This is a genomic window from Streptomonospora mangrovi, assembly GCF_027604915.1.
Classification (GTDB): Bacteria; Actinomycetota; Actinomycetes; order Streptosporangiales; family Streptosporangiaceae; genus Streptomonospora; species Streptomonospora mangrovi.
This window is the reverse complement of sequence record NZ_JAJAQC010000017.1, coordinates 103,196-124,507: the sequence shown is the minus strand read 5'-3', so window position 1 is coordinate 124,507 and position 21,312 is coordinate 103,196. Positions and strand designations below refer to the sequence as shown.

Genomic DNA, 21,312 nt, shown 5'->3' with positions numbered 1-21,312 from the left:
GGGCGCGATGAACCCGTGATCGCGCCCCATTCGGGGGGTTGGCCTGCGGGGGAGGTCGTGGTCCGGACCGGATCCGGCGGCGTGCCTGCTCGATGAAAATTTTCTCCAGCCAAGGGCACCGGCAATCGCGGTTTTTGACATGCCGGGAGGCCGCGCCGCCGTAAACCGGTCAAAGGCCGCTAATCCTCCCGCGCGCGCCCGTCGACGAGTGCGGCAACGCGGGCGCAACAGGGCGGTTGGGGCGTATCGGCCGCCGATTGCGGTGCGCCGCTAACCACCCTTCGGGTTTCGCCCGAGTGCCGCCCGCCCGTCCGCATGCGGACGGGCGCGGGCCGGCGGGCACTCGGGCGCAGCCCGTCAGCCCCTGCGCGGCGGCCGGGAAAGCACATGTCCCGGGTGGTGCGGTGAGATGGGACACAGTGGGCGAATATACGGTAGGGGGGTATAGTATTTCCTAGACTTCAGGGAAACGGCCCGCGCCGTAGCGGCCACCTCCCCGGCACGAGGAGACCACCATGACCGACACCGGAAACACCCCCGGCACCGCCGTCAGCACCGCCTACACGGTCACCGGCATGCACTGCGGCGGCTGCGCCGCCTCCGTCCGCCGCGAGGTGGGCGCGCTGCCGGGCGTCACCGGCGTCGAGGTCGACGTCGAGAGCGGGCGCGTCACCGTCACCAGCGACGGCCCGGCCGACCCCGCCGCCGTCCGCGCCGCCGTGGCCGAGGCCGGTTACACGGTGGAGGGCTGACATGGACACCCGCGGCAGGCTCGGCGTCTATGGGCTGGCCCTGGTGGTGGCGTTCGCCGGTGCGCTGGGCGCCGGGCGGATCGCCGACCCCCTGGTGCCCGACAGCGCCCAGTCCGGCCGGCCCGACAACACCGCCCCGCCCGAGATGGAGCCCGCCGGCCTGCGGATCGCCCAGGCCGGCTACCGGCTCGACGTCCTCTCGGCCCCCGAGGCCGCCGACGACCACGGCGAACTCGCCTTCCGGATCGTCGGCCCCGACACCCGGCCGGTCACCGACTTCACCACCACCCACGAACGCCGCATGCACCTCATCGTGGTCGGCCGCGACATGACCGGCTACCAGCACCTCCACCCGGCCATGGGCGACGACGGCGTGTGGCGCACCGACCTCGAACTCGCCGACGCCGGCCCCTACCGCGTGTTCGCCGACTTCGTGCCCACCGCCCACCCCGAGGGCCTGGTGCTGGGCGCCGACCTCGGCGTGCCCGGCGAGTACGAACCCCGGCCGCTGCCCGAGCACGCCGCCACCGCCGAGGTCGACGGCTACGAGGTCGAACTCTCCGGCCGGATCGAGCCCGGTCGCCCCCGCGACCTCGTGTTCAGGGTCAGCAGGGACGGCCGCCCCGTCACCGACCTCCAGCCCTACCTCGGCGCCTACGGCCACCTGGTGGCGCTGCGCACCGGCGACCTCGCGTTCCTGCACGTCCACCCCAAGCTCGACTCCGGCGGGGGCAGCCCGGCCGGCCCCGACATCACCTTCAGCGCCGAGACCCCCTCACCCGGGGAGTACCGGCTCTTCCTCGACTTCAAGCACGGCGGCCAGGTGCGCACCGCGGAGTTCACCGTCACCGCGGACGGCCGGTGGGAGGTCGCCCCGCCCGGCGAGGGCGCCGAGCACGGGCACTGACCCCGCCCGGCTCCGGCGCCTCCACCGCCCGCCGCACCCGCCACCACGCAGCCAGGGGCCCGCCAACGGCCCGAAGGGAACCCGCAGACCCATGAACGGCGACGCCAACGGACTCACCCAGGCGACCGGCAGGATCGAACTCGCCATCGGCGGCATGACCTGCGCCTCGTGCGCCAACCGCATCGAGAAGCGGCTGAACCGGCTCGACGGGGTCAGCGCCACCGTCAACTACGCCACCGAGAAGGCGAGCGTCACCTACGGCGAGGGCGTCTCCACCGACGACCTCATCGCCACCGTCGAGAAGGCGGGCTACACCGCGGCCCTGCCCGAGCCCCCGGCCGCCGAACGCGGCGCCGACGGCGACACCCCCGCCGACACCGACCCGCTGCGCGGCCTGCGCGTGCGCACTGCGGTCAGCGTCGCGCTGTCGGTGCCGGTCATCGCCATGGCCATGTTCTCCGACCTCCAGTTCGAGTACTGGCAGTGGGCCTCCCTCACTCTGGCCGCGCCCGTGCTCGTCTGGGGAGCCTGGCCCTTCCACCGCGCCGCCGCCAAGAACCTTCTGCTGGGCCAGGCCACCATGGACACCCTGGTCTCGCTGGGCACCCTCGCCGCGTTCGGCTGGTCGCTCTACGCCCTGTTCCTCGGCGAGGCCGGCGAACCCGGCATGGTGCACCCCTTCGAGTTCACCGTCGGCGGGGGCGACGGCTCCGCCAACATCTACCTGGAGGTCGCCGCCGGGGTCACCTCCTTCATCCTGCTCGGCCGCTACTTCGAGGCCCGCGCCAAGCGCCGCGCGGGCGAGGCGCTGCGCGCGCTGCTCGAGCTCGGCGCCAAGGAGGTCGCGGTGGTGCGCGGCGGGCGCGAGGAGCGCGTCCCCGTCGACCGGCTCGCCGTGGGCGACCTGTTCGTCGTGCGCCCCGGCGAGAAGATCGCCACCGACGGCCACGTGGTCGAGGGCACCTCCGCCGTCGACCGCGGAATGCTCACCGGTGAGTCCGTCCCCGAGGAGGTCGGGCCCGGCTCCGAGGTCGTCGGCGCCACCGTCAACGCCGGGGGGCGGCTGCTGGTGCGCGCCACCCGCGTGGGCGCCGACACCCAGCTCGCGCAGATGGCGCGGCTGGTCGAGGAGGCGCAGAGCGGCAAGGCCGAGGTCCAGCGCCTGGCCGACCGGGTCTCCGGGGTGTTCGTGCCCGTCGTCATCGCCCTGGCCGTGGCCACCCTCGGCTTCTGGCTCGGCGGCGGCGCCACCGAGCAGGCGTTCACCGCCGCCGTCGCGGTGCTGATCATCGCCTGCCCCTGCGCGCTCGGCCTGGCCACCCCCACGGCGCTGCTCGTGGGCACCGGGCGCGGCGCCCAGCTCGGCATCCTGATCAAGGGGCCGGAGGTTCTGGAGAACACCCGCCGGGTCGACACCGTCGTGCTGGACAAGACCGGCACCGTCACCACCGGCCGCATGACCCTGGTCGACGCGGCCGCCGCCGACGGCGAGGACCCCGACGAGGTGCTGCGGCTGGCCGGGGCCGTGGAGGACGCCTCCGAGCACCCCATCGGGCAGGCCGTGGCCAAGGGCGCCGTGCAGCGCGTGGGCGACCTCCCCGAGGCCGCCGACTTCGCCGCCGTGCAGGGCCGGGGCGTGGAGGGCACGGTGGCCGGGCGCCGGGTCGTCGTGGGGCGGCCCTCGCTGCTGGAGGAGCGCGGCCTGGCGATGCCCGCCGGGTCGCCCGGACCGTCCGGATCGGGCGGTTCGTCCGGTCCGGCCGGACCCGCGAATCTGATCCAGGCCGTCGAGCGGGCGCACGCCGCCGGGCGCACCGCCGTCGCGGTCGGCTGGGACGGCGCCGTGCGCGGCGTGCTGGTGGTCTCCGACGTCGTCAAGCCCACCAGCGCCGAGGCCGTGCGGCGACTGCGCGAGATGGGCCTGACCCCGGTGCTGCTCACCGGCGACACCCGGGGCGTGGCCGAGGCCGTCGCCGCCGAGGTCGGGATCGACCAGGTGGTCGCCGAGGTGCTGCCCGAGGAGAAGGCGGCGGTGGTGCGCCGCCTCCAGGGCGAGGGCAAGGTGGTGGCCATGGTCGGCGACGGCGTCAACGACGCCGCCGCGCTCGCCCAGGCCGACCTCGGCCTGGCCATGGGCACCGGCACCGACGTCGCCATCGAGGCGGGCGACCTCACCCTCGTGCGCGGCGACCTGCGACTGGTCGCCGACGCCATCCGGCTGTCCCGCCGCACCCTGGCCACCATCCGGGGCAACCTGTTCTGGGCCTTCGCCTACAACGTGATGGCCCTGCCCCTGGCGGCGGCCGGCCTCCTCAACCCGATGTTCGCGGGCGCGGCGATGGCCCTGTCCAGCGTCTTCGTGGTCAGCAACAGCCTGCGCCTGCGCGGCTTCCGCCCCCTGGCCGCCGACACAGAAGGCGGCCCCCAGGCCATGGCCGCCCCCGAGGCGCACGCCGAGAGGACCGAAGCCGGAGCCGCCGGAAGCGCCGACATCGCCCACGCCACATGGGGCGACCCCGGCACCGACCGGTCCACGGGCGCCTAGCCGGTGCCGCCGAGTGGGCGGCCTTCCTCATGGCGGTCAAGACCGCCGACCTGTAGTCCCGCCTGCGGCGGGCGCCCCCTTCGGTCTCGTTCCCGAAGGGGGCTTTGTGCTCGTCCCCTCGCGCTATTCCCGGCGGGCGCCTTCGGGCCACACCACGTCCACCGGAACGCCCCGGCCGCGCGCGGCCTCGACCGCGTCGCCGGTGCCGCCCCTGCCGCCGGACGGCTGCCCGTCCCACACCGCGACAAGCCGGTCGATCCCGCCCAGGATCGCTTCGTTCGCGGCCTCGTAGGCTTCCCGCCCGGCGGTCCGGTGCGGCATGTAGCGGACCAGAGTCGAGCGCATCAGAAGGCTGTCGAACTGCTCCAGGTTGTCCGGCTTGACCTTCGCCTCGCGGTAGTCCACCGAGGGGAGCACGACTTCGAGCTTCCCGCCGACCTCCAGGACGACCTCGGCGAAGATCTGGTCGGCCCCCCGGGCGAGGCAGGACAGGCCGACCAAGCCGCCGTCGCTGTAGGGCGCGAGAACCTCGGCCAGGGCCGCACGCACCAGCGGGACGCTGCCGCTCGTCAGATTGGAGTGACCGGTGATCCCGATCCGCGTCATGCCGACTCCTCGGAGGTCGAGTTCTCAGGCAGCAGGGTATGCCCACCGCCGGCCCGCGGTGGAGGAACCGTCGTCCACAGGTCTGTGCGTATCCCTGCTCGGGTGGCGGCGGGCGGGGTACGGTGGCCCGTGGATGGGAGGTGCGTTGTGACCACGACCCCCGCTGCTGTCGCGGAGTCCGGGTTGGACGTGCTCGGCACGGTGGACGTCGACGACGTGCTCGACTACCTCCACCGCGACCTCAAGCGGCTGCCCGGGTACCTCGACCTCTACCGGCGCTACCTGCGTCAGCGCTGGGACGTCTTCGCGCTCGACTTCACCCCCGACAGCCGCGACTGGGCCGAGCGCATGACCGCCGACGAGCGCGACGCGTTCGTGGCGATCTCCTCCGGCTTCCACCACGGTGAGCGGCAGGTCGAGGTCGAACTCCCGCTGTTCATGCTCGGCGGCGACGACGAGGCCAAGATCTACCTCTCCAGCCAGATCGAGGACGAGGCCCGGCACACGGTCTTCTTCGACCGCTTCTACCGCGAGGTCGTCGGCCTGCCCGGCGACTCCGTGCAGGACCTCCTGGACGCCTCCTACAACTACGTCTCCGAGACCTTCATCGGCCCCTTCGGGCTGCTCGCCCACCTCGGCGACACCCTGCGCCGCGACCCCGACGACCCCGTCGCCCGAGTGCGGTTCGGCACCGCCTACTTCCTGTGGATCGAGGGCGTGCTGGCCCTGTCGGTCATGAAGATCACCCTGGGCTACTGCCGCTCGCGCGGCGTCCTGCCCGGCTACTCCGCCGGGTTCACCGCCACCTGCCGCGACGAGGCCCGCCACGTCCAGTTCGGCATGCGCTTCCTGCGCGACTCCGTGCGCGCCGACCCCCGCCTGCTGCTGGAGGTCCACGAGACGCTGCGCACCCTGCTCGCCATGAACCGCGCCACCAGCCGCCCCGTGGAACTGGGCGCCCTGGGCTGGTCGGGCGAGGAGGTCCGGCGGCTGATGATCCGCCAGTTGTGGATGAAGGTCAACGACGTCGGCATCGACCTCCCCTCCGACATCCGCGACAGCATCCAGCGCATCGAACCCGACCTCGCCGGAGGATGACCGTGGCGCTCGACCGCACCGCACCGCCCTCCCCGCCCTCCGCCGCCCCCGCGCACCGCGCGGCGGACCCGGCCGCGCCGCCGCCGTTCCTCGGCCCCGCCTGGGCCGAGGCCGTGCGCGCCGCCGTCGACTCCGGCCCCCCGCCCGAGGTCCGCGCCGCCAAGCTCGACAAGTACTGGACCTGGATCGAGCGCCGCCGCGCCGACTACACCGCCACCTGGGTGCTGGGCGTGCGCGGCGCCCCCGCCGCCCTCGGCTCCACCCGCCGCGACATCACCCTGGAGTGGTCCGGCGGCCGGTGCGCCCGCGTCGCCGTCACCGCGCCGGACGCGTCCACCCCGCCCGGCACCTACGTCCTCAGCGCCGAGTACGCCGTCTGGCGGCGCCTGCTCTCCGGCGAGGACCCCGGCCGGGTGCTGATGTACCGGCAGATGCGCCTGGAGCACGGCGACGTCCTGCTGTTCTTCCGCGGCGTGTACTTCTTCGTGGAGTCGCTGGCGGCCCTGGCCAGGGTGCCCGCCGCCGTGCCCTGACCCCGCTGCCCCACCCCCACCCCACCCCCGGCCCGGCCGCGCGCGGTCCGTGCGCCTCCGCCGTGCTGGCACAATCCCGTCATGCCGGAAACCCCCTCCACTCGGCGCCCGCGCCGCGTCCGCCGCCTCGTCCTCTCCGCCCTGGTGCTGCTCGTTGTCGGCACCTGGCTCAACAACACCGCGCTGCTGGCCCCCGAGCCCGGCACCGGGCCGGGCGTGCTCGCCCACCGCGGCCTGGGCCAGACCTTCGACCCCCGGGGCGTGGCGGCCGACACCTGCACGGCCGAGCGCATGGACCCGCCCGAGCACGGCTACCTGGAGAACACGGTCGCCGGCATGCGCGCCGCGTTCGACGCGGGCGCCGACCAGGTCGAGTTCGACGTCCACCGCACCGCCGACGACCGGTTCGCGGTGTTCCACGACTGGGAGGTCGACTGCCGCACCGAGGCCAGCGGCACCACCCGCGACTTCACCCTGGAGGAGTTGCGGCGCCTGGACATCGGCCACGGCTACACCGCCGACGGCGGCCGCACCCACCCCTTCCGCGGCGAGGGCCGGGGCCTCATGCCCTCCCTCGACGAGGTCCTCGCCGAGTTCCCCGACCGGGAGCTGCTGATCCACGTCAAGAGCGAGGACCCCGAGGAGGGCGTGCTGCTCGCCGAGCGGCTGGCCCGGCTGCCCCGCGAGCGGCTCGCGCGCATCACCGTCTACGGCGGCGACCGCCCCGTCGCCGCCCTGCGCGAGGAGCTGCCCCGGGTGCGGTCGATGTCGCGCCAGACCCTCACCGACTGCCTGATCGCCTATGAGGCGCTGGGCTGGACCGGCCACGTCCCCGACTCCTGCGCCCACACCCAACTGCACATCCCCGAGGGCTACGCGCCGTGGCTGTGGGGCTGGCCGGCGCGCTTCACCGAGCGCATGGCCTCGGTGGACACCCGGGTGGTCCTGGTGGCGGGCTCCGGCGGGTTCTCCGAGGGCTTCGACACCCCCGCCGCGCTGGAGCGCGTGCCCGACGACTACGCCGGGCTGGTGTGGACCAACCGGGTGGACCGGATCGCCCCGCTGGTGGCCGAGGGCGCCGGCCCCGGCGCCGCCGGCGGCCCCGGGCACGGCGGCTAGTCCGGCGGCCGCCGCCCTGCGGCGCCGCCGGCGCGGCGCTACCGGCCGGCGTGGTCCAGGACCCAGGCCGCGACCGCCGCGGCGGTGTCCTCGACCGCGGCGGTGGTGGTGTCCAGCAGGTCCACCGGCGGGTGCATCTCGTGGGCGGTGTCGCGCACCCACGCGGCGTACTCCAGCATCTCGGCGATGCGCGGCTCGTCCCACTCCCGCCACTTCGGCCGCGCCCGCAGCCGCTCGGCCAGCACCTCGGGTTCGGCCATCAGCGACAGGTAGCGGATCTCGGAGAACAGGACCCGTTCGGGCAGCGGCTCCAGCTCCGGCGGCACCACCGTGCCGCACAGCACCACCGGGCGGCCGTTCTGATGGACCATCGCCGCCGTGCGCAGCCACGTGGACCGGAACAGCGGGTGCTCGGTGCCGGAGTCGCGCAGCCCGGCCGTCCACAGCAGGTCCTGCTCCAGCACCACGAACCGGTCGGCGAGCAGGGGCAGCAGCAGCCGCGCCACGGTGGACTTGCCGGTGCCGCTGGGTCCGGTGACGCAGTACAGCGGCAGCCGGGCGAAGGGTTCGCGGTGGCCGCACCGGGCGCACCGCAGCACCGGCCCCGGCTCCACCCGCGGGTGGTCGGTGTGCTCACCGCAGCGGGCGCAGATGAGCGGGTTCACGCCGCCCCGGCCCGGACCGGGGCGGCGCCGGCGGCACCGCCCCGAAGGGTTCCGGCGGGGCCGCGCCGGTCAGTCGAAGAGGTCTTCAAGGAAGCTCTTGCGGCGCCGCTGGTGGCCGTAGGGACGGGGGGAGTCGGAGTAGCCGCCGTGGCCGTAGGGACGGGGGGAGTCCGAGTAGCCGCCGTGGCCACCGTGGAACGGCGCGGGGGAGTCGGGCCGCCCGTAGCCGCGCGGGGAGTCGCGGTAGGGGCGCGCCGGCGCGTGGCCGACGGCACCGCCGTAGTGGCGCTGCTCGGCGGCGACGATCTGCTCCAGCTCGCCGCGGTCGAGGAAGATCCCCCGGCAGCTATCGCACTGCTCCAGGTGGATCCCCATACGGTCGAATGTCTGCATACGGCCTTGGCACTTAGGGCATATCACACGCCCACCATAGCGGCCCGCACCTCGGAGCGGCATAAAGATGAAAACCCCCTCATGAAAGGCCAATCCACGGCACCGACGGGCGGCGGGCGCGCCGCTCGCGCCCAGGCCAGGAGCCCCGGCGCGGCGCGGCGGGCCGCCCCGGACCCGCCGCGCGCCGCCCGCCGGCCCCCGCCGCCGCGGCGGTGCCGGCCCGACCGCAGCTTCTACACTCGCCTTGATGACGATCCGGCCCCTACGGACGTCGCCATCTCCCTGCGAAGGAACCCTCATCCATGACCAACGAGCACAGTGGGCCGGGGCGGCTGCTCTCCGGCCGCTACCGGCTGTCGGAGCTGATCGGCGAAGGCGGGATGGGTCGCGTCTGGGAGGGGGTCGACGAGCTGCTGGACCGCCCGGTCGCCATCAAGGAGCTGATCATCCCGCCCCAGCTCCCCCGCGACGAGGTCGAGGTGCTGCGCACCCGCATGCTGCGGGAGGCGCGCAGCGCGGCCCAGCTCAGCCACCCCAACATCATCACCGTCTTCGACGTGGTCGAGATCGACGACCGCCCCTGGATCGTCATGGAGCTGGTGCGCGGGACCTCGCTGTCCGACGTCATCAAGAGCGAGGGGCCGCTGCCGCCCGGGCGCGTGGCCCGGATCGGCCTCCAGGTCGCCGCCGCGCTCGCCGTGGCCCACGAGCGCGGCATCGTGCACCGCGACATCAAGCCCGCCAACGTGCTCATCGCGCGCGGCGACCGCGCGGTCCTCACCGACTTCGGCATCGCCCGCCTGGAGGGCACCACCAACCTCACCAGCACCGGCCTGCTGGTGGGCTCGCCCAGCTACCTGGCGCCCGAGCAGGCCCACGGCAACCGCGCCACCCCCGCCACCGACATGTGGTCCCTGGGCGTCACCCTCTTCCAGGCCACCGAGGGCCGCACCCCCTTCCAGCGCCCCACGCCCATGGCCACCCTCACCGCGATCGTCACCGCCGAGGTGCCCTCGCCCCAGGCCGCCGGACCGCTCACCCCGGTCATCGAGCACCTGCTGAGCAAGGAGCCCGACCAGCGGCCCTCCGTGCACGAGACCGCCCGCATGCTCCAGGAGGTCGCCCAGCCCGCCGGCGGCGCCGCCCCGGCCGCCGACGACCACGCCACCACCCGCGCCGAGCGGCCCGCGCCCCCGCCCGAGCCGGCCGAGCGCACCACCGCCATGCCCGCCGCGCCGCTGCCGCCGCCCGGCGGCGCCGACCACCACGACGCCTCGATCCCGCCCGGACCCGGGCCGGGCGGCCCCGCGCGCTCCGGCGGGTCCCGGCGCGGCCCGCTGGCGCTCGCCGCCGGCGCCCTGGTGCTGGTCGCCGTCGTGGCCCTGGCGGCGTGGCTGGGGCTGCGCAGCGGCGGATCCGGCGAGCTGACCGGTTCCGAGCAGAGCCCCTCGCCCGAGGCCACGCCGGAGGCCACCGGCGGCGACGAGGCCGGCGGGGGCGGCGCCGCGGCGAGCGAACCGCCCGCCTCCTCCCCCGAGGGCGGGCAGGGCGACGGCGGCGGCGAGGACGACCCCGAACTGCCCGACATGGAGGAGCACGAGGACCAGACCGGGTTCACCGTCGACGTCCCCGAGGACTGGCCGCTGGACCGCCGCGAGGGCACCAGCGTGTACTTCGACATCCCCGGCGGCGGCTACCTCCAGATCGACCAGACCGACGACCCCAGGAGCGACGCCCTGGACGACTGGCGGAACCAGGAGCCCTCGCTGTCGCAGAACTTCTCCGGCTACGAACTGGTGGGCATCGAGCCGGTCGAGGGCGAGGCGGTCGAGGAGTACGTCAGCGCCGCCGACTGGGAGTTCACCTTCGACGGCGGCGACGGCCGCATGCACGCCGTCAACCGCGCCTTCCACACCGAGGAGAAGGGCTACGCCCTCTTCCTCGTCTCGACCGAGGAGGACTTCGCCCTCAACCAGGCGATCCTGGACGAGATGACGGAGTCCTTCGAGCCCGCCGAGGCGTAGCCGCCCGGCCCCCGGGGCGCCCGCCGCCGCCCGCGCCCGGCGCGGGTGGCGGGCGGCGGCCTCAGCGCCGCGCCCCCGTGGGCAGGGTGAGGACTTCGGCGCCGTCGGGGGTGATGGCGATCGTGTGCTCGCTGTGCGCGGTGCGGCAGCCGGTCGCGCTGCGCAGGGTCCACCCGTCGGTGTCGGTGACGAGGTCGGCGGTGTCGGCCATCACCCAGGGCTCCAGCGCCAGCATCAGCCCCGGGCGCAGCCGGTGCCCCCGGCCGGGCCGCCCGGTGTTGGCCACGTGCGGGTCCTGGTGCATGGTCGAGCCGATGCCGTGCCCGCCGAACTCGGTGTTGATCTTGTACCCCGCCGCCGAGAGGACCGTGCCGATGGCGTGGGAGATGTCGCCGATGCGGGCGTTCGGCCCTGCGGCGGCGATCCCGGCGGCCAGCGCGCGCTCGGTCGCCTCGATCAGCGCGACGCTCTCGGGCGGCGCGGTGTCGCCCACGACGAAGCTGATGGCGGCGTCGGCGGCGACCCCGCCCAGCACCACGGCGAGGTCGAGCGACAGCAGGTCGCCTTCGGCCAGCGCGTAGTCGTGGGGCCGCCCGTGCAGGACGGCGTCGTTGACGCCCGTGCAGATGTAGTGGCCGAACGGGCCCCGGCCGAAGGACGGCGCGTAGTCGACGTAGCAGGACTGCGCGCCCGCCTCGGTGATCATCTCGCGGGTCCAGGCGTCGATCTCCAGCAGGTTGACGCCCACGGCGGCGCGGTCCTTGAGCGTGTGCAGGATGTCGGCGACCAGGGCGCCGGTGTCCCGGGCGCGGGCCACCTCGGCGGGACTCAGGATCTCGATCATGCGGCGCCTTCCTCAGGTTTCCAATAACTATCCCGGCCATACTATCCCGGTACTACAATCCGAGCCATGGTCAGGTTGCCGCTCACACCCGCAGAGGTCGAGCGCGGACAGCGCCTCGGCGCCCTCCTCCGTCGGGCGCGGGGGGAGCGCTCGATGCTCGACACCGCCCTCGCCGCCGGCGTCTCGCCCGAGACCCTGCGCAAGATCGAGTCCGGCCGGGTGGCCACCCCCGCCTTCCCGACCATCGCGGCGATCGCCGACGTCCTCGGCCTGTCCCTCGACGCCGTCTGGGCCGAGGTCAGCCGGCCCGACGGCCGGGCGGCCGACCCCGCCGGCCCCGACCGCGCCGCCCGCGCGCGGCTGGCCTCCTAAGACCCCGGCCACCCCAAGGCGCCACGGCCCCACGGTGCCACCGCTCCGCCCCGGCGCGGCCCCGGCCACACCTAGCGGCGGTGGCGGTGCGGCGGCAGGTCGGTGCGGGCGTCGTGGCCGGGGTCGCGGCAGGGCGGCACCAGCGGCGGCGGCAGCCCCCGGGCCACCTCGCGCAGCGCCGCCAGGCCGTGCGCGGTGGCCGCCGCCCGCGCGCCGCCGCGCCGCACGCACGCCAGGATCCGCCGTGTCGGCGCCGGGTCGCCGCGCAGCGGCACCCGCACCAGCCCGTGGTGGGCCGGCAGCGGCGCCAGCCGGGGCAGCAGGCACACCCCGAACCCGCCGGCCACCAGCGCGCAGATCGCGTTCCACTCCCTTGCCTCGTGGGCCACGCGCGGCGCGAACCCGGCCGCCGCGCACGCCGCCACGATCATCCGGTGCCAGTCCAGGCTCTCGGGCGCGGCGATCCACGGCTCGGCGGCGGCCTCGGCCAGGGCCACGCTGTCCCGGCCGGCCAGCCGGTGCCCGGCCGCCACCAGCAGGTCCTGGGGGTCCTCCAGCAGCGGGAACTGCTCGAACCGGGGGTCGTCCACCGGCGGGCTCTCCGCGGTGGGCGCCACCACGGCGATGTCGGCCTCGCCGGCCAGCAGCAGGTCGAAGCACTCCCCGGTCTCGGCCTCGCGCATGCGCGCCGCCACCCCCGGACGCGCCTCGGCCAGCCGCAGCACCGCCGGCACCACCACCGACGCCAGCGCCGTGGCGAACCCGCACATCCGCACGGTCCCGGCCGCGCCCCGGGCGTGCGCGTCGAGGTCGGCCCGCGCCCGCTCCCACTGGGCGTACAGCACGTCGGCGTGGGCCAGCAGCGTGTGCGCGGCGTCGGTCAGGCGCACCCGGCGGCCCCGGCGCTCCAGCAGGTCCACCCCCACCTCGCGGGCCAGCAGCCGGATCTGCTGGGAGACCGCCGAGGGGGTGAGGTGCGCGGCGCGCGCGGCGGCGGTGACCGTGCCCTTCTGGTGGACCAGCCGCAGGATCTGGAGGCGCCGCACGTCGATCATGTAGTCAGGACTACACGACGCTGTGCACATATGCGAGATGGACCTGCACGGTCGGCCGCGCCCAGACTCGGGACCATGCGGACATCCCCGGACACATCCCGCCGCGGCCCGGCCCGCCGCGCCGTGCCCGCGCCCGCCCTGGTGCTGGGCAGCGTGGTCAGCGTGCAGGTCGGGCAGGCGCTGGGACGCGACCTGTTCGCCTGGACCGGGCCGGCGGGGGTCGTGGCGCTGCGGCTGGGGATCGCCGCGCTGGTGCTGCTGCCGCTGTGGCGCCCGCGCCCGCCGCGCGACGCCCGCACCCTGCTGCTGGTCTGCGCCTACGGCGCCGCCATCGCCGGGATGAACCTCATCTACCCCGCCATGGCGCACCTGCCGATGGGCATGGCGGTGACCGTGCAGTTCCTGGGGCCGGTGGCGGTGGCGCTGGCCGGCTCCCGGCGGGCGGTGGACCTGGCGTGGGGCGGACTGGCCGGCGCGGGGATCCTGCTGTTCGCCGCAGACACCGGCACCGGATCCGGCGGGGCGGACCTGGTCGGGCTGGCGTACGCGGCGGGGTCGGGGGCGTCGATGGCCGCCTACATCCTGCTCAGCCGCCGGGCCGGGGCGGCGGCCGCCGACGGCGCGCCACTGGCCTGGGCGGTGGCCGTGGCGGCGCTCATCACGCTGCCCATCGGGGCGGTCCAGGAGGGCACGGCGCTGCTGGACCCCCGGCTGCTGGCCGCCGGGGCGGGGATCGCGGTGCTGTCGGCGGTGGTGCCCTACTCGCTGGACCTCGCCGCGCTGCGCCGGCTGCCGCCGCGCGTGGTCGGCGTGTTGCAGAGCCTGGAGCCGGCGGTGGGCGCGGTGGCGGCGCTGATCGTACTGGGCGAGCGGCTGGCATCTGCCCAGTGGGGCGCGGTGGCCTGCGTGACGGCGGCGGCCATAGGAGCCGTGGCGACCCGGCGCACCCGCCGGGACCGCGGCGCCGGTCCGCCGGAGTAGGGGCGGGGGCGCGTCGGAGGCGGGCACGCCCGCCTCCGGCGTCGCGTCCGACCCGGCCCGGCGCCGCGACAGGGCGTCCGGCGCCGTGGCAGAGTCGGCCCCATGCGCTGGAGTGCACAGCGGTGCCGCGCCGCGTTCGCCCGCGCCCGGGTGGCGCGCCTGGCCACCGCCGACGCCGACGGCCGCCCCCACCTGGCGCCGGTGGTGTTCGCCCTGTGGCGGGCGCCCGACGGCGGCGACACCCTGGCCACCGCCGTCGACCACAAGCCCAAGCGCACCACGGCCCTGCGCCGCCTGGCCGACATCGCCGCCAACCCGCGCGTGTGCCTGCTCGCCGACCACTACACCGAGGACTGGGACCGCCTGTGGTGGGTCCGGGCCGAGGGCGCCGCGCGGATCACCGCCGCAGGCCCCGAGCACGCCGAGGCGGTCGCCCGCCTGCGCGAGCGCTACGCCCCCTACCGGACCACCCCGCCGGCGGGCCCGGCGGTCCTGGTGTCGGTGGACCGCTGGACGGGCTGGTCGGCGCGCTGAGCGCGCCGCGCGCCCCGCCCTGGCCGCTCCGCACTCCCCGGCCCGCCGCCGGCTACTTCAGCAACTGGCGGGCCATCACCAGGCGCTGGATCTGGTTGGTGCCCTCGTAGATCTGGGTGATCTTGGCGTCGCGCATCATGCGCTCCAGCGGGAAGTCCTTCACATAGCCCGCGCCGCCGAGGAGCTGCACCGCGTCGGTGGTGATCTCCATGGCGGCGTCGGAGGCGTAGCACTTGGCGGCCGCGCCGAAGAACGCCAGGTCGGAGTCGCCGCGCTCGGACTTGGCGGCGGCGGCGTAGACCATCTGGCGGGCGGTCTCCAGCTTCATCGCCATGTCGGCGAGCATGAACTGCACGCCCTGGAACTCGGCGATCGCCTTGCCGAACTGCTTGCGCTCCTTGACGTAGGCCACCGCGTGGTCCAGCGCGCCCTGGGCGATACCCACCGCCTGGGCGCCGATGGTCACCCGGGTGTGGTCCAGGGTGCGCAGCGCGATCTTGAGGCCCTCGCCCACCTGGCCGACCAGCCGGTCGCCGGGGACGCGGACGTTGTCGAAGAACAGCTCGCGGGTGGGGGAGCCCTTGATGCCGAGCTTGCGCTCGGGCTCGCCCAGGGTGAACCCGGGGTCGTCGGCGTGCAGCACGAACGCGCTGACGTTGCGCCCGCGCGGGCCGTCGGGGTCGGTCACCGCCATCACCGTGTAGTACTGGCTCACCCCGGCGTTGGTGATCCAGGACTTCTGGCCGCTGATCACCCAGTCGTCGCCGTCGGCCACCGCCCGGGTGCGCATGCTCGCGGTGTCGGAGCCGGCCTCGCGCTCGGACAGGCCGTAGGAGAACATCGCCTCGCCGCGCGCCACCGGCGGCAGGTAGCGCCGCTTGACCTCCTCCGACGCCCCCAGGACGAGCGGCATCGTGCCGAGCTTGTTCACGGCCGGGATGAGCGAGGAGGACGCGCACGCCCGCGCGACCTCCTCGATGACGATGCAGGTGGCCAGCGCGTCGGCGCCCACCCCCTCGTACTCCTCGCCGATGTGGGGGGCGTGGAAGTCGGTGGCGCGCAGCGCGTCGTAGGCGGCCTGCGGGAACTCCGCGCGCTCGTCCACCTCGGCCGCGTGCGGCGCGATCTTGTCCTCGGCGACCGCGCGCACCGCAGCGCGCAGCTCCTCGTGCTCCTCGGTGGTGGTGAACAGGTCGAAGTCGCTCATGGCCGGACCGCTCCCTTCCTCGCTGACGGCGGCGGCCACCCGGCGCGCCGCTGGCACCGAGTGTCGCATCCTGGCATCTAGTGTCAGCCTACGGGGTGTCGGCGGCAAGGGGAACGGTCGCCGATACTCGGAGTTCGGATACACCGGCGCGGACCGGCCATCGACGCGGGTGGGATACGGGCGACGCGGGCGGGCCGCGACCGCAGGAGGAGGGGGAGAGGCATGGGGCAGCCGACCACGGGCGGCGGCGAGGCCGGCGGCACCGGCCGGGGCGCCGCGCCCGACCGCGGCGCGGTGGTGGCCGCCGCCCTGCGCCTGTTCACCGAGGCGGGCTATGAGTCCACCACCATGGACGACATCGCGGCCGCCGCCGGCACCAGCCGGCGCAGCCTCTTCCGCCACTTCGGGTCCAAGGAGGACATCCTCTTCGCCGAACTGGACGACCTCTTCGCGACCGTCGAGCGCTACCTGGCGGCCGCGCCCGGCGACGACCCGGTGGCCACCGTGCGGACCGCCGCGCGCATGGTGTTCCAGCGCTACGCGGCCGACCCCGCCATCACCGTGCCCCGGTTCCGGCTGGTGCGGGCCGTGCCGCGCCTGCGCGACCGCGAGATCGCCATGACCGCCCGCTACCAGCGGGCGTTCAGCCGCTACCTGGGCGGCGGCGCGGGCACCGGGCCGCGCGCGCTGGCCGCCGAGGCGCTGGCCGCCTCCGTCATCGCCGCGCACAATCACGTGCTGCGGTCGTGGCTGCGCTCGCCGGCGGATCCCGTGCCCTGGCACCGCTTCGACGAGGCCATGGACTTCGTCACCGGGTCCCTGGGCGACCTGCTGCGGGCGCCCGACGACGCCCGCGCGCGCCCGGCGGCCGAGCCGCAGGCGGTGCTGGTGGCGGTCTACCCGGCCCGTACGCCGGGGGCGGACGTGTTGAGCCGGGTGCGTGCGGCGTTGGAGCCCGACGACCCGGCCTGACGCGCGCGGGCGCCGGCCTCGGTGCGCGGCCGGGCGGGCACGGGGGCCTGCCCGGCCCCGCCCAGGTGCAGCGGGGAGCGCGGCCCGTGCACGCCGCGCGCGTCAAGCGCGCACTCGCCGAGCACGGCGTGCAGGAGGCCGTGCTGGAACGGCGTGGCGGTCGGGGCGGCGCCGCCGAGGCGGCGCGGGCGCCGGGGGACACGCCCGCGCGCGTCGGCGAAGGGGTCGTCGTCCGCGGCGGCCCGCCGGTGGGCGGCGGCCCGGGTGTCGGCCGGGGAGGGGAGGGAGTCCTCGTCGGACGCGGCGTCGTCACCGGTGTGGGGGGCGCCGCCGGCGGGGCTGCCGGTGCCGCGCCGTCGGCGGCGGGCCGGCGCGCCCGTGCCGGCGCCCGCGCCGGACCGCCCGCTCCCGCTGCCGGTCGTGCCGGGAAGGGCGGTGCCGGGCAGGGGCGTGCCGGGAAGAGTCGAGCCGGGGAGGGCCGCCGCGATGCCGGCCGCCGTGCCACTCGCCGCCGCCGCACCGGAGTCGGCGCCGACCTCCTCGCGGTCCCGGTCGCCGGCGGCCCGCCGCGCCCGCGCGGCGGCGCCGATGTGCTTGGCGACCCCCTCCGGCGCCGCCTTGGGGCCGAGCGGCAGCCGCCGGCCCGCCGGCGGCCCCAGGACGGCGTCCGGGCCGGCGCCCGCCGCCTCGGCGAGGTCGTCGGGCAGGGGCGCGTCCTCGCGCGGCCGCCAGGGCAGGCGGCCGGTGCCGCCGCAGTGCGGGCAGGGCACCTCGACCCCGGCGCCCGGGCTCCCGTCCGGGGCTCCGGGTACGGTCCGGTGGCCGTCGCAGCCGGTACAGACAGCCTCTCGGGGCAGGTCGCGCGCCATTCCGGCGTCCCTTCGGTCGGCGGTCCGGCACCCACCCGCCCGAGGACGGCGCGGCACCGGCACGCCCGCGGCACTGCGGGCGAGACCAGCAGGGTAGCGGCCCCCGGCCACCGCCGACAGCCCGCGCCCGGCCGGTACCGGCCGGGTCGGGCCGTGCCGCGTTCGGTTCGCCGCCCTGAGCCCGCGCGCGGGCCGGGGAACCGGCCGGGACCGGTTGCCCTTTCGGAAAACCGTCGGCCGCCGCCCGTGCCCGGGCCGCGCCTGGCCGGGACAGTGCGGACCGCCGGTCCGAGCCCGCCCCCGGACGGGGCCCGGCCGTGCCCGTTCGCGGCGCCGACCTGAGCCCGCGCGCGGGCCGGGGACCGGCCGGGATCGGCCGCGCCGGGTCGTCGCCCTGAGCCCGCGCGGGCCAGGGGACCGGTCGCGTCCGCGCGGACGGTCGGCGCCGGTTCGCGGGCGGGCCGGGTCCGTTGCGCCTGTTCGGGTCGTCGGCCTCAGGTCGCGCGTCGGGCGCGGATCCCCGCCAGGAGCAGGTCGATGACCTGGTCGAAGTAGGCGTTCTCCACGGCGAGGGCGTCGGAGGCCGACACGGCGGCGGCGCGGGCGTCGTCGGTCCCGCCGCGTGCGGCCGCCGCGCCCGCCCGCATGGCCACGGTCGTGGTGGCCGCCCCCAGGATCTGGTTGGCCAGGGCGCGGATCGCGACGGCCCGGTCCTCGTCGCCGCCGCCGGAGTCGGCCAGCGCGGCGATGATCCGGCGCGACAGGGCGAGCGCGTTGGGGCCCAGCAGCGGGCGGACGCCGGCGAACTCCGCCGCCCAGGCGCGGTCGGTCAGCGCCGTGTAGAAGCGCCGGGCCGTCGTCTTCACGGCGGACTCCCACGGCTCGTCGGGGCCGGGCAGGCCGGCGGCGGCCTCGGCCAGGACCGCGTCGAGGGCCAGGTCCACCAGGTCCTCGCGGCGGTCCACGTACCAGTAGAGGCTCGTGGCGTGCACGCCCAGTTCGGCGGCGACCTTGCGCATGGTCAGCGCCGGCGCGCCGTCGCGGTCGAGCAGCGCGATGGTCCCGGCCACGATGCGCTCGCGGCTGAGCGCGGGCTGGGCGCGGCGGCCGCGCGGGGGACGGGTGAACACGCTGTCGGGCTGCTGGTTGTCACGGGGTTCGGCCATGGCCATCAGACTACTCGCGATCCTACGTTGTATGTCTTTATCCAACAGTGTATGTTGACGGCCAACGGCAGCACCCGCCGCCCACCCGCTTCGTCCAGGAGGCCCCCCGTGTCCATGAGCGCAACCGCCGCCCCCGAGGCCGCACCCACCGCGACCACCCCCGCCGCAGCCGCCACCGCCGAGCCCGTCGACGCGGCCCGCACCACCACGCTGGCGCCGCGCGGCCTGACCGCCTTCCTCGTGATCGCGTTCGCGTTCTCCTGGGGCGCCTGGTGGGCCGGCTCGACCTTCCTGCCCGGCGGCAACCCGATGCCCACGGTGATCGCCGGCAGCTTCGGCCCCGCCGTCGCCGCCGTGATCGTCACCCTGGCGACCGACGGCATCTCGGGGGTCGGCGCCCTCTTCCGCCGCTACTCGCCCCGGCGGCGCGGCTGGTTCCGGCCGCTGGCCGCGATCGTCCTGGTCCTCGCGGCCATCGCGGGCTCGGCGGCGGTCCCCGTCTACCTCCAGGGCGCGGTGCCCGACATCGCCGCGCTGAGCGCGGCCGCCGCCCTGGCCCCGGTGAACTTCCTGGTCATCGCCCTGGCCGGCGGCGGCAACGAGGAGTTGGGCTGGCGCGGGTTCGCGCTGCCGCGCCTCCAGGGGGCGCTGCCCCCCGTGGCCGCCAACGCGGTGCTCGGCGCGATCTGGGCCGTGTGGCACGCCCCGCTGTTCACCATCGCCGGCACGGTGCAGTCCGACGTCTCCTTCCCCGCCTACGCCCTGCTGTGCGTCGCCCTCACCGTGATCCTCGGCTACGTCTTCAACGCCTCCCGAGGCGGCGTGCTCCTCGCGGTCGCCGCCCACGCCGCCGTCAACGTCGTCACCGGCCTCAAGGGCACGGCGGTCGGCGACCCGGCGGGCATCGGCGAGGTCGCCCTGGTCGGCCTGGCCGCCCTGATCCTGGTCGTCCTCACCCGAGGCCGTCTCGGCGTCGCCACCGCCGGCCGCCGCCCCCGCCGCTAATCCCCGCAGCCCTACCGCACGTCAGCCCGAGCGCGCCCCCGCCCGTCCCCAGGACGGCCGGGGGCGCTCGCGCGTGCGCGGTCATCGGCCCTCGGGGGGATCGCTACGGGGCGGCGGCGCGCAGGAAGGACTCGGTGAAGTGGTCCAGGGACTCCTCAACCGGGGGAAGGTGCTCGCCCAGGGCCGTCTCCAGGGCCGGGCGGGTCATCATGTGCACGGCGGGCGGGCCGATGATCAGTTGGATGAGCACCGGCATCGGCAGCGGGCGCAGGCGGCCCGCCTCGATCTCGGGACGCAGCAGGGTGCTGATCCCGGCGAACACGCGCGGCATGGCCTCGCCCAGCAGGCGGGTGCCCGGTCCCTGGGGGCGGGCGAGCAGGTCGGCGAAGATGGCGGGCACCACGCGGGGCTCGCGGGCGAAGGCGTGCACCACCGCCCGCTGCACCCCGCGCACCACGTCCGCCAGCCGCTCGGGCGGCGCGGCGGCCAGCGCCTCGACGTCGATCACCGGGCCGTAGCGCTCGAACACCGCCGTCAAAAGGCCGTCGCGGCCGTGGAAGACGGTGTGCAGGCTCGGCAGCGCGCAGGGCGCGGCCGCCGCCACGGCCTCCAGGGTGACGGCGCCCAGGCCGCGCTCGCCGATCAGCCGGGCCGCCGCCGCGACGGCGCGCTCGCGCACCGGCGGGCGGCCGCCGGGGTCGATCCCGGCGGCGCGCACGGCGGCGTCGAGGGCGGCGCGGGTGCCGCCGATGCGCCGCAGCAGGGTGCTGCGCGAGACGTTGGCGGCGGCGGCGATCGCGGTGAGGGGGACGTCGGCGACGTCCTGCCCGCGCTCGCGGGCGGCCGCCACGGCGGCGTCGACCAGGTCGGCGGGGACGGTGGGCGCGGACGGAACAGGGGGCTTCCCGGCTGCGTTCCCGACGTCCCGGGCGCCGCCGGGAACGTCGTTCGGGGCAGGGGAACGGGATCCGGATGTCATGACACTCGATACTACTGTAAATCGCATGACGTTCCAGATATGAAGGCAGGGAGTCAACCGGGACGCCGGCCGGCGTCCCCTCATCCCCGTCGAGAGGTCCGATCATGCGCAGCACAACCTCGGCCGCCGTGGGCAGCGCGGTTTTCTTCCTCGCCGCTCCGGGCACGGTGGTCGGTGTCATCCCGTGGCTGATCACCGGCTGGGAGTTCACCGAGCCGCTGCCCTACTGGGCGGTGGCCCGGTGGGTCGGGGCGGTCCTCATCGCCGCCGGGCTCTACGTCTGCGCGCACGCCTTCGCGCGGTTCGCCGCCGCCCGGGGGGTGCCCATCCCCGCCGCGCCCACCGAGCACCTGGTGGTCGACGGCTTCAACCGCTACGTCCGCAACCCCATGTACGTCGCGCTGCTGCACGTGCTGATCGGCGAGGCCCTGCTGTTCGGCTCGGTGGGCGTGCTGGCCTGGGCGCTGACCGCCTGGCTGGTGGCGGCCCTGTTCGTGCGCTTCTACGAGGAGCCGGTGCTGGCGCGCATGTTCGGCGCCGAGTACGCCGAGTACCGCCGCAACGTGCGCGCCTGGGTGCCGCGCCTGCGGCCGTGGCGTCCGGCCGCGGCCCGCCCGGGCCGCTAGGCGGGGGCGCCGGCGCGCACCGCCGCCGGTGTCGGCGCGTCGCGGTCCGCCGGTGGTTCC

At 76.0% G+C, this 21,312-nt stretch carries 21 protein-coding genes and 1 pseudogene; 13 read left to right on the top strand and 9 right to left on the bottom strand.

Features of this window, described 5'->3' with window-relative positions; translation table 11 throughout:
* Positions 1-515 precede the first annotated feature (515 nt).
* The 3 genes and pseudogenes from LG943_RS12370 to LG943_RS12360 form a co-directional block, all read left to right on the top strand.
* A complete protein-coding gene (locus LG943_RS12370; RefSeq protein ID WP_270072401.1) occupies positions 516-752 on the top strand; it encodes a heavy-metal-associated domain-containing protein in 237 nt (78 codons plus the stop codon).
* A 1-nt stretch (position 753) separates the two neighbouring features.
* Positions 754-1,659, top strand: a complete 906-nt coding sequence (locus LG943_RS12365; RefSeq protein ID WP_270072400.1) for a hypothetical protein — start codon at positions 754-756, stop codon at positions 1,657-1,659.
* Positions 1,660-1,750: 91 nt separating this feature from the next.
* A pseudogene (locus LG943_RS12360) lies at positions 1,751-4,069 on the top strand (heavy metal translocating P-type ATPase); the annotation flags it as partial.
* A 258-nt stretch (positions 4,070-4,327) separates the two neighbouring features.
* Here the strand turns inward: LG943_RS12360 and LG943_RS12355 are convergent.
* Positions 4,328-4,810, bottom strand: a complete 483-nt coding sequence (locus tag LG943_RS12355) for a hypothetical protein (protein ID WP_270072398.1) — start codon at positions 4,808-4,810, stop codon at positions 4,328-4,330.
* 147 nt (positions 4,811-4,957) lie between these two features.
* Here LG943_RS12355 and LG943_RS12350 point away from each other — a divergent pair, with 147 nt between their 5' ends.
* The 3 genes from LG943_RS12350 (at position 4,958) to LG943_RS12340 (ending at position 7,560) form a co-directional block, all read left to right on the top strand.
* Complete coding sequence (locus LG943_RS12350) at positions 4,958-5,908, top strand: ferritin family protein (RefSeq protein WP_270072397.1); 951 nt, start codon at positions 4,958-4,960, stop codon at positions 5,906-5,908.
* 2 nt (positions 5,909-5,910) lie between these two features.
* Entirely contained in the window at positions 5,911-6,441 is a 531-nt protein-coding gene (locus tag LG943_RS12345; protein ID WP_270072396.1) for a hypothetical protein, read from the top strand.
* A gap of 81 nt (positions 6,442-6,522) precedes the next feature.
* Positions 6,523-7,560, top strand: a complete 1,038-nt coding sequence (locus LG943_RS12340) for a glycerophosphodiester phosphodiesterase family protein (protein ID WP_270072395.1) — start codon at positions 6,523-6,525, stop codon at positions 7,558-7,560.
* A 38-nt stretch (positions 7,561-7,598) separates the two neighbouring features.
* Here the strand turns inward: LG943_RS12340 and LG943_RS12335 are convergent, their stop codons facing one another.
* Both LG943_RS12335 and LG943_RS12330 read right to left on the bottom strand, forming a co-directional pair.
* On the bottom strand, positions 7,599-8,225 hold the full coding sequence (locus LG943_RS12335) for an AAA family ATPase (protein ID WP_270072394.1): 627 nt from the start codon (positions 8,223-8,225) through the stop codon (positions 7,599-7,601).
* 69 nt (positions 8,226-8,294) lie between these two features.
* Positions 8,295-8,618, bottom strand: a complete 324-nt coding sequence (locus tag LG943_RS12330; RefSeq protein ID WP_456340058.1) for a TFIIB-type zinc ribbon-containing protein — start codon at positions 8,616-8,618, stop codon at positions 8,295-8,297.
* A gap of 302 nt (positions 8,619-8,920) precedes the next feature.
* On the opposite strand from LG943_RS12330, the gene LG943_RS12325 reads away from it, so the two are divergent.
* Complete coding sequence (locus LG943_RS12325; RefSeq protein WP_270072392.1) at positions 8,921-10,642, top strand: serine/threonine-protein kinase; 1,722 nt, start codon at positions 8,921-8,923, stop codon at positions 10,640-10,642.
* Positions 10,643-10,703: 61 nt separating this feature from the next.
* Here the strand turns inward: LG943_RS12325 and map are convergent, their stop codons facing one another.
* A complete protein-coding gene (gene map / locus LG943_RS12320) occupies positions 10,704-11,486 on the bottom strand; it encodes a type I methionyl aminopeptidase (protein ID WP_270072391.1) in 783 nt (260 codons plus the stop codon).
* A 66-nt stretch (positions 11,487-11,552) separates the two neighbouring features.
* Between map and LG943_RS12315 the strand changes: the two genes are divergently transcribed.
* A complete protein-coding gene (locus tag LG943_RS12315) occupies positions 11,553-11,858 on the top strand; it encodes a helix-turn-helix transcriptional regulator (RefSeq protein WP_270072390.1) in 306 nt (101 codons plus the stop codon).
* A 71-nt stretch (positions 11,859-11,929) separates the two neighbouring features.
* On the opposite strand, the gene LG943_RS12310 is transcribed toward LG943_RS12315, so the two are convergent.
* Positions 11,930-12,913 (bottom strand): LysR family transcriptional regulator, encoded by a 984-nt coding sequence (locus LG943_RS12310; protein WP_270072389.1) that lies wholly within the window; start codon positions 12,911-12,913, stop codon positions 11,930-11,932.
* 75 nt (positions 12,914-12,988) lie between these two features.
* Between LG943_RS12310 and LG943_RS12305 the strand changes: the two genes are divergently transcribed.
* Together LG943_RS12305 and LG943_RS12300 are read left to right on the top strand one after the other, a co-directional pair.
* Complete coding sequence (locus LG943_RS12305) at positions 12,989-13,894, top strand: EamA family transporter (protein ID WP_270072388.1); 906 nt, start codon at positions 12,989-12,991, stop codon at positions 13,892-13,894.
* Between the two features lie 102 nt (positions 13,895-13,996).
* Positions 13,997-14,428, top strand: coding sequence for a TIGR03668 family PPOX class F420-dependent oxidoreductase (locus tag LG943_RS12300; RefSeq protein WP_270072387.1), 432 nt, complete (start codon positions 13,997-13,999; stop codon positions 14,426-14,428).
* 52 nt (positions 14,429-14,480) lie between these two features.
* Here the strand turns inward: LG943_RS12300 and LG943_RS12295 are convergent, their stop codons facing one another.
* A complete protein-coding gene (locus tag LG943_RS12295) occupies positions 14,481-15,635 on the bottom strand; it encodes an acyl-CoA dehydrogenase family protein (RefSeq protein ID WP_270072386.1) in 1,155 nt (384 codons plus the stop codon).
* Between the two features lie 222 nt (positions 15,636-15,857).
* Between LG943_RS12295 and LG943_RS12290 the strand changes: the two genes are divergently transcribed.
* Entirely contained in the window at positions 15,858-16,607 is a 750-nt protein-coding gene (locus LG943_RS12290) for a TetR/AcrR family transcriptional regulator (RefSeq protein ID WP_270072385.1), read from the top strand.
* Here the strand turns inward: LG943_RS12290 and LG943_RS12285 are convergent.
* Positions 16,532-17,377, bottom strand: coding sequence for a hypothetical protein (locus LG943_RS12285; RefSeq protein WP_270072384.1), 846 nt, complete (start codon positions 17,375-17,377; stop codon positions 16,532-16,534). The genes LG943_RS12290 and LG943_RS12285 overlap by 76 nt on opposite strands.
* Positions 17,378-17,970: 593 nt before the next feature.
* Entirely contained in the window at positions 17,971-18,642 is a 672-nt protein-coding gene (locus LG943_RS12280) for a TetR/AcrR family transcriptional regulator C-terminal domain-containing protein (RefSeq protein ID WP_270072383.1), read from the bottom strand.
* Between the two features lie 114 nt (positions 18,643-18,756).
* Between LG943_RS12280 and LG943_RS12275 the strand changes: the two genes are divergently transcribed.
* Positions 18,757-19,647 (top strand): CPBP family intramembrane glutamic endopeptidase, encoded by an 891-nt coding sequence (locus LG943_RS12275; protein ID WP_270072382.1) that lies wholly within the window; start codon positions 18,757-18,759, stop codon positions 19,645-19,647.
* Positions 19,648-19,750: 103 nt separating this feature from the next.
* Here LG943_RS12275 and LG943_RS12270 read toward each other — a convergent pair whose 3' ends face one another.
* Positions 19,751-20,626 carry a TetR/AcrR family transcriptional regulator gene (locus LG943_RS12270; protein ID WP_270072381.1) on the bottom strand — a complete coding sequence of 292 codons (876 nt, stop codon included), beginning with the start codon at positions 20,624-20,626 and terminating at the stop codon, positions 19,751-19,753.
* A 104-nt stretch (positions 20,627-20,730) separates the two neighbouring features.
* Here LG943_RS12270 and LG943_RS12265 point away from each other — a divergent pair, with 104 nt between their 5' ends.
* Complete coding sequence (locus tag LG943_RS12265; RefSeq protein WP_270072380.1) at positions 20,731-21,252, top strand: methyltransferase family protein; 522 nt, start codon at positions 20,731-20,733, stop codon at positions 21,250-21,252.
* The last annotated feature ends 60 nt before the right edge of the window (positions 21,253-21,312 follow it).